At 67.1% G+C, this 4,379-nt stretch carries 5 protein-coding genes and 1 pseudogene; 4 read left to right on the top strand and 2 right to left on the bottom strand.

Translation table 11 applies throughout. The features are described from left to right. Together JYJ84_RS29500 and JYJ84_RS29495 are read right to left on the bottom strand one after the other, a co-directional pair. Positions 1–318, bottom strand: a 318-nt coding sequence (locus tag JYJ84_RS29500) for an aminopeptidase P family N-terminal domain-containing protein (RefSeq protein ID WP_205189830.1), incomplete at its 3' end; no start/stop codon positions are given. 18 nt (positions 319–336) lie between these two features. Continuing rightward, positions 337–591, bottom strand: a complete 255-nt coding sequence (locus JYJ84_RS29495; protein ID WP_122944358.1) for a hypothetical protein — start codon at positions 589–591, stop codon at positions 337–339. 171 nt (positions 592–762) lie between these two features. On the opposite strand from JYJ84_RS29495, the gene JYJ84_RS29490 reads away from it, so the two are divergent. From JYJ84_RS29490 to JYJ84_RS29475, 4 genes and pseudogenes are all read left to right on the top strand, one after another. Beyond that, positions 763–1,527 carry a response regulator transcription factor gene (locus JYJ84_RS29490; protein ID WP_122944357.1) on the top strand — a complete coding sequence of 255 codons (765 nt, stop codon included), beginning with the start codon at positions 763–765 and terminating at the stop codon, positions 1,525–1,527. 26 nt (positions 1,528–1,553) lie between these two features. Beyond that, positions 1,554–2,852: a glutamyl-tRNA reductase gene (gene hemA / locus JYJ84_RS29485; RefSeq protein ID WP_122944356.1), complete on the top strand. Its 1,299-nt coding sequence runs from the start codon at positions 1,554–1,556 to the stop codon at positions 2,850–2,852. Between the two features lie 82 nt (positions 2,853–2,934). Continuing rightward, complete coding sequence (gene prfA / locus JYJ84_RS29480) at positions 2,935–4,017, top strand: peptide chain release factor 1 (RefSeq protein WP_174958810.1); 1,083 nt, start codon at positions 2,935–2,937, stop codon at positions 4,015–4,017. 7 nt (positions 4,018–4,024) lie between these two features. After that, a pseudogene (locus JYJ84_RS29475) lies at positions 4,025–4,379 on the top strand (protein-(glutamine-N5) methyltransferase, release factor-specific); the annotation flags it as partial.

Genomic DNA, 4,379 nt, shown 5'->3' with positions numbered 1-4,379 from the left:
GACGTGCGGCGCGCTCTGCTGCCCGCCCGTCATCTTCATCAGTTGCACGCCCGTGCCGGCCAGTTCGGCGTCGGCCTGCACCCAGTAGCGGCTGTCGACCCACAGCCCGGCGAAATCCGCGGTCACGACCAGCGTGCCGACCGAGCCCGTGAAGCCGGACAGCCAGCGGCGGGCCTGCCAGCGCTCCGGCAGATACTCGGACAGATGGGGATCGGCGGACGGCACGAGATAGGCGGCCAGGTTCTCGCGGGCCATGGCGCCACGCAGCAGCGCGAGGCGGGCCGGCACCGGCGAGACTTCGGGAAGACGGGCATTCATGATTTCACCTGAGAGCATTCAGCGACGGGCCGACAACGCGACCGTCACGGCTACGGCGACGAGCGCGACGCCGGTGCAGACCGGCCATTCGAGCGTCTCGCCATCGTAAAACAGTCCCGAGAGATTGCCGCCCATGCGGGCCGCGGCCGCGCCGACGATGCCGGCGAGCACCGCGATCCACCACGCCGGCCGGCCCGTGCGCCGCATCGGATGCAGCCATCGGCCGAACAGCCCGACGGCCGCTCCCAGGACAAGGATTCCAAACCAGTTCATTCGACGCCTTCTATAAATTCAGATTCGTCCCATAGGCGTGAACGTTGACAGCGGCTAGCATCGATTCATCCATCGAACCCGAGACCAGCCGGGTGCCGCGAACATTCGAGTGTAGGGGCCGACTCGACGTTATGGCAAGCGCGCACCGGCTACCGTATTGAAGAAATTCTCATGCGAATCACGCTGATCGATCCGGACGCGCGTCATGCCGCGCTCCTGAACCGCCTGCTCTTTGCGGGCGGTCATGTGTGCCACGCGTTTCCGTCCAGCACGGCATTCTTCGAGTGGCTCGCCGCCGACAACACCTGCGACATGCTGATCACCGGCAACTGGGCCGGCGACCAGCCGGCCGAGGAAGTCATTCCGCGCGCGCAGACGATCCTGCCCGGGCTGCCGGCCATCGCCGTGATGCAGTTGCCGCGCGAAAGCGAAATCGTATCGTGCCTGCACGCGGGCGCCGACGATTGCCTCGTGCGCCCCGTGAGCGGGCCCGAGCTGCTGGCGCGCGTCAACGCGCTGAGCCGGCGCGCCGGCGTGCGCCGGCCGCCGGCCCGCTTGCGCGAAATGTATGGCGAATACGCGTTCGACGCGACGCACTGCCTCGTTCGCTTCGGCGACGCAATCGTTTCACTCACGCCGAAGGAGTTCCGTTTCGCGCAGCTGCTGTTCGCGAACCTGTCGCGACCGGTGTCGCGTGCGCATATCCTCGAAACGGTGTGGGCACGCCGCCGCGACATGAAGTCGCGCACACTCGATACCCACGCGTCCCGGCTGCGCAGCAAGCTGCAGCTGCTCCCGGAGCACGGCTACCGGCTGCTGCCGCTCTACGGCTACGGCTATCAGCTCGACCGCGTGCCGATCGAGCCCCCAAATTCCCGGCCCCGCCACGCTGATGCCCGGTATGCGGCGAGTGAGGAAATCGCTGAAACGCTATAATATGGGGCTAAACGATAGCCCTCGATATGCAACTCCTCACGATCGGAATCAATCACCACACTGCGCCTGTCGCCCTGCGCGAACGCGTGGCGTTTCCGCTCGAGCAGATCAAGCCGGCTCTCGTCACGTTCCAGAAGGTGTTTCTCGGCCCCCAGGCGCCCAATACGCCCGAAGCGGCGATCCTCTCCACCTGCAACCGCACCGAACTGTATTGCGCGACAGACGATCGCGCGGCACGCGAAGGCGCGATCCGCTGGCTGTCGGAGTATCACCGGATTCCGGTCGACGAGCTCGCGCCGCACGTCTATGCGCTGCCGCAGTCGGAAGCGGTCCGGCACGCATTCCGCGTCGCATCCGGCCTCGATTCGATGGTACTCGGTGAAACGCAGATTCTGGGCCAGATGAAGGACGCGGTCCGCACCGCGACGGAAGCCGGCGCGCTCGGCACCTATCTGAACCAGCTGTTCCAGCGCACGTTCGCGGTGGCGAAGGAAGTGCGCGGCACGACCGAAATCGGCACGCAATCGGTGTCGATGGCCGCCGCCGCGGTGCGCCTCGCGCAGCGGATCTTCGAAAAAGTGTCCGATCAGCGCGTGCTGTTCATCGGCGCCGGCGAGATGATCGAGCTGTGCGCGACGCACTTCGCCGCGCAAGGCCCGCGCGAACTCGTCGTCGCGAACCGCACGGCCGAACGCGGCCAGCGGCTCGCCGAACGCTTCAACGGCCGCGCGATGCCGCTCGCGGATCTGCCGACCCGCATGCACGAATTCGACATCATCGTGTCGTGCACGGCGTCGACGCTGCCGATCATCGGCCTCGGCGCAGTCGAGCGCGCGGTGAAGGCACGCCGCCACCGGCCGATCTTCATGGTCGACCTCGCGGTGCCGCGCGACATCGAGCCCGAAGTCGGCAAGCTGAAGGACGTGTTCCTCTACACCGTCGACGATCTCGGCGCGATCGTGCGCGAAGGCAACGCATCGCGCCAGGCCGCGGTCGCGCAGGCCGAAACGATCATCGAAACGCGCGTGCAGAATTTCATGCAATGGCTCGACACGCGCAGCGTCGTGCCGGTGATCCGTCACATGCATACGCAGGCCGATGCGCTGCGCCGGGCCGAAGTCGACAAGGCGCAGAAGCTGCTCGCGCGCGGCGACGATCCGGCCGCCGTGCTCGAAGCGCTGTCGCAGGCGCTGACCAACAAGCTGATCCACGGCCCGACGAGCGCGCTCAACCGCGTGAACGGGGCCGATCGCGATTCGCTGATCGACCTGATGCGCGGCTTCTACCAGCACGCACCGCGCTCGAACGACCAGTCCGGCCACTAGCGCCGGCCGATCGCCCTGCCGCCGGCCGCGCGCCGGCCTATCCTTTCCGAATACCCCTTGCCCGGGAGCGCCGCTCCACACCATGAAGACGAGCATGCAACGCAAGCTCGACCAGCTGTCCACACGGCTGGCCGAACTGAACGACCTGCTGAGCCGCGAAAACGTCACGGCCGACCTCGACCAGTACCGCAAGCTCACGCGTGAACATGCGGAACTCGGCCCGGTGGTCGAACAGTACGCGCTGTGGCGCCAGTCGCGCAGCGACGAGACGGCCGCGCAGGAGCTGCTCGGCGATCTGTCGATGCGCGACTTCGCGGAAGACGAGATCCGCAGCGCGCGCGAGAGCATGACCCGCCTCGAAACCGAGCTGCAGAAGATGCTGCTGCCGAAGGATCCGAACGACGATCGCAACATCTTCCTCGAAATCCGCGCAGGCACGGGCGGCGACGAATCGGCGCTGTTCGCGGGCGACCTGCTGCGCATGTACCTGCGCTTCGCGGAACGCCAGCGCTGGCAGGTCGAAATGATGTCGGAGAGCGCGTCGGATCTCGGCGGCTACAAGGAAGTGATCGTGCGGATCGCGGGCCAGGGCGCGTATTCTCGGCTGAAGTTCGAATCGGGCGGCCATCGCGTGCAGCGCGTGCCCGCGACCGAAACGCAGGGGCGCATCCACACGTCCGCGTGCACGGTCGCGGTGATGCCGGAAGCCGACGAGATCAGCGAGGTCGAGATCAATCCGGCCGACTTGCGGATCGACACGTTCCGCGCGTCCGGCGCGGGCGGCCAGCACATCAACAAGACCGATTCGGCGGTGCGCGTCACGCACATCCCGACCGGGATCGTCGTCGAATGCCAGGACGACCGCTCCCAGCACAAGAACAAGGATCGCGCGCTGAAGGTGCTCGCCGCGCGCATCAAGGACAAGCAGTATCACGAGCAGCACGCAAAGGAAGCGGCGACGCGCAAGAGCCTGATCGGCTCCGGCGACCGTTCCGAGCGGATCCGCACGTACAACTTCCCGCAGGGCCGGATGACCGATCACCGGATCAACCTGACGCTGTATCGGCTCGAGGCGATCATGGACGGCGATCTCGACGAACTGATCAGCGTGCTTGCCAGCGAGCATCAGGCCGAGCTGCTCGCGTCGCTCGGCGAAACCGACTGAGGCCGCGATGTCCGACACCACCGCCGACGAACTGCTGCGCGCGTCCCCGCTCGACGCGGTCGATGCGCGCGTGCTGCTCGCGCACGCGCTCGGCTGGACCCGCACGCAACTGATCACGCGCGGCGACGCGCCGCTCGATGCGGCCGCGGTCGAACGCTATCGCGCGCTCGAAGCACGCCGCGTGGCCGGCGAGCCCGTCGCGCAGCTGGTCGGAATGCGCGAATTCTTCGGCCGGCCGTTCGACGTGACGCCCGACGTGCTGATCCCGCGCCCCGAAACCGAGTTGCTTGTCGAAGCCGCACTCGACGCAATCGACGGGCTGCCGCATCCTGCCGTGCTCGATCTCGGCACGGGCAGCGGCG

This window comes from Burkholderia sp. LMG 13014 (assembly GCF_905232215.1).
Lineage (GTDB): Bacteria > Pseudomonadota > Gammaproteobacteria > Burkholderiales > Burkholderiaceae > Burkholderia.
Note: the sequence above shows the minus strand (reverse complement) of the source record. Positions and strands in the feature narration are given on the sequence as shown.

Excerpts from the sequence above, each read along its gene's own strand:
- JYJ84_RS29490 (WP_122944357.1), top strand. The coding sequence starts at position 763 with ATGCGAATCACGCTGATCGATCCGGACGCGCGTCATGCCGCGCTCCTG.
- prfA (WP_174958810.1), top strand. The coding sequence starts at position 2,935 with ATGAAGACGAGCATGCAACGCAAGCTCGACCAGCTGTCCACACGGCTG.
- hemA (WP_122944356.1), top strand. The coding sequence starts at position 1,554 with ATGCAACTCCTCACGATCGGAATCAATCACCACACTGCGCCTGTCGCC.
- JYJ84_RS29495 (WP_122944358.1), bottom strand. The coding sequence starts at position 591 with ATGAACTGGTTTGGAATCCTTGTCCTGGGAGCGGCCGTCGGGCTGTTC.